Consider the following 2706-nt stretch of genomic DNA (forward strand, 5'->3'; position numbering starts at 1 on the left):
GCGGCCTCCAGCGCCTCGGCCCGGTGCAGCATGCCGCAGCAGCGCCCGGCGGCGTCGAGCAGCGGCAGGTGGCGCAGCCGGTGCGCGCGCAACAGGGCGACGGCGCGCCACAGCCCCTCCCCGGCGGCGCAGCCGATCACCGGCGCGGTCATCGCGGCGGAAAGCGGAGCGTCTGCCGGCAGCCGGAAGGCGACGCGGCGGGCCACGTCCTGCTCGGTCAGGATGCCGAGCGGCCGTCCGTCACCATCCACCGCCAGCACGGAGGAGGCGCGCGCTGCCGCCATCGCCGCCAGTGCCTCGGCCAACGGGGCCTGCGGCGGCAGTGTGGGCGGCACGGGCGCGACGGCGCCGATGGCGGGACGCAGCAGGGCGGCGGCGGGCGAGGGGCGGGTCATGCGGGCGACGGAGATTGCCATGCCCGGAGGCCCGCGTGCTTGACCCAGCGCAAGCGAAACGGCGCCGGGGTCGCCCCCGGCGCCGTCGCACTCAGGTCAGTCCTGCCGGATCAGGGCAGGTTCGACTCCGGCTCCAGCCCGTGCGGGCTGCGCTGCCGCACCGTCCCCGTGGAGCTCTCCTCGGAGAAGATGTCGCGGTCCTTGGTCTCCGGGATCATGAAGGTCCCGATCACCACGGTGGCGAGCGCGATGATCACCGGGTACCAGAGGCCGGAGTAGACGTCGCCGGTCTGCGCGATGATCGCGAAGGCCGTCGCCGGCATCAGCCCGCCGAACCAGCCGTTGCCGATGTGGTAGGGCAGCGACATGGAGGTGTAGCGGATGCGGGTGGGGAACAGCTCCACCAGCGCCGCGGCGATCGGGCCGTAGACCATGGTCACGTAGATCACCAGCAGCGTCAGGATGCCGACCAGCGTCAGCGCCCGGGCGTTGAAGATGTCCACGGCGCTGGACATCTTGATCACCGTCGGGTTGGACGCCGCCGGGTAGCCCGCCGCCGTCACCGCCGTGGCCAGCGCCTGGGCGAAGTTGGGCTGCGCGGTGGAGACCTGCTGGTCGCCCACGCGGATCACCGCGTCACGCTGGCCGGGCGTGTTCTCGACCGAGTAGTTCACGGACAGCCGCGCGAGCGCCGCCTTGGCGATGTCGCAGGGCTGCGTGAACTTGGCCGTGCCCGTCGGGTTGAACTGGAACGAGCAGGTGTCGCGGTCCACCTGCACCACGGTGCGGATGCTCTGGTGCGCCTCGGTCAGCGCCGGGTTGGCGTTCTGGCTGATCATGTGGAACAGCGGGAAGTACGTGACCGCCGCGATGAGGCAGCCGCCGAGGATGATCGGCTTGCGGCCGATCTTGTCGGACAGCCAGCCGAACAGGACGAACCCGCCCGAGCCCAGCAGCAGCGACCAGGCGATCAGCATGTTGGTGGTGAAGCCGTCCACCTTCAGCACGGTGCCCAGGAAGAACAGCGCGTAGAACTGGCCGGTGTACCAGACCACCGCCTGGCCCATCACCAGGCCGAGCAGCGCGAACAGCGCGATGCGGGCGTTCTTCCACTGGCCGAAGGCCTCGCTGATCGGCGCCTTCGAACCCGTGCCCTCCTCCTTCATCTTCTTGAAGGCCGGGCTCTCGTTCATCTGCATCCGGATCCAGACGGAGATGCCGAGCAGCACGATGGAGAGCAGGAACGGCACGCGCCAGCCCCATTCGGCGAAGGCGGCCTCGCCCAGGATCGAACGGGTGGAGAGGATCACCAGCAGCGACAGGAACAGGCCGGCCGTGGCGGTGATCTGGATGAAGCTGGTGTAGAAGCCGCGCCGGCCGTTCGGGGCGTGTTCCGCCACGTAGGTCGCGGCACCGCCGTACTCGCCGCCCAGCGCAAGGCCCTGCAGCATGCGCAGGATGATCAGCACGATCGGCGCGATGAAGCCGATCTGGTCGGAAGTGGGCAGGATGCCGACGACGAAGGTCGAGGCGCCCATGATCAGGATGGTGATCAGGAAGGTGTATTTGCGGCCGACGAGGTCGCCCAGGCGGCCGAACACCAGCGCGCCGAGCGGACGCACCAGGAAGCCGGCGGCGAAGGCGAGCAGCGCGAAGATGTTGCGCGTCGTCTCGTCGTACATGCCGAAGAACTTCGCGCCGATGACGGCGGCCAGCGAGCCGTAGAGGTAGAAGTCGTACCACTCGAACACGGTGCCGAGCGAGGAGGCGAGGATGACCTTCCTCTCCTCCTGCGACATCGGGCGACCCTTCGCCGTGGCACTTGCAACTGCTGCCATCCCTAACCTTCCCCGGCCGGCTCGCGGCCTGTTCGCGTTGGCCGCCGCGGATGCGCCGGCACACGGCGCCTGACTGGCGCATGCGGCGCGCAAACTCCCTGTCTGCGCATGACCGTTCAACGCGACGTGCGGTTAAAACGTATCCAGACGGGACGGGCGGCTCAGATTTCTGTAACGCATCCGCGCAGCAGACACGGAATGCCTGTCTTCCTCGTCATCCGGTGACGAGGGCGGCGGCCAGCGCCGGGGCATCGAAGGTGCGCTCCATCTCCTGCTGGCTCGACACGATGTGGAACCGCAGCGCGCCGCGGATCGCCGGCGTCTCGCCCACGCGCTGGTCGGGGTGGATCGGCAGGGTCGCGAGCAGCGGCGCCTCGGCCAGCAGCGCCAGCCGGTCGGCGCTGCGCGGCGGTTCGGCCTGCAGCAGCGCCAGGTGGCGGGGCAGCGCGTCGCGCGCGCCGTCCAGGGCGTCC

The 2706-nt window shown here is 70.1% G+C and carries 3 protein-coding genes; all 3 read right to left on the bottom strand.

Annotation, left to right across the window (positions count from 1 at the left end):
* Window positions 1–416 (bottom strand): CBS domain-containing protein (locus tag OZN99_RS29155; protein ID WP_270938721.1); only part of this gene is annotated, 416 nt, incomplete at its 3' end.
* A gap of 89 nt (window positions 417–505) precedes the next feature.
* Window positions 506–2194, bottom strand: a complete 1689-nt coding sequence (locus tag OZN99_RS29160; protein WP_270938722.1) for an MFS transporter — start codon at window positions 2192–2194, stop codon at window positions 506–508.
* Between the two features lie 253 nt (window positions 2195–2447).
* Window positions 2448–2706, bottom strand: a 259-nt coding sequence (locus OZN99_RS29165; protein ID WP_270938723.1) for a hypothetical protein, incomplete at its 5' end; no start/stop codon positions are given.

It is taken from the genome of Falsiroseomonas oryzae (assembly GCF_027856955.1).
Taxonomy (GTDB): Bacteria; Pseudomonadota; Alphaproteobacteria; order Acetobacterales; family Acetobacteraceae; genus Falsiroseomonas; species Falsiroseomonas oryzae.

Coding starts and splice junctions, on each gene's coding strand:
- OZN99_RS29160 (WP_270938722.1), bottom strand. CDS start 2,194: ATGTCGCAGGAGGAGAGGAAGGTCATCCTCGCCTCCTCGCTCGGCACC.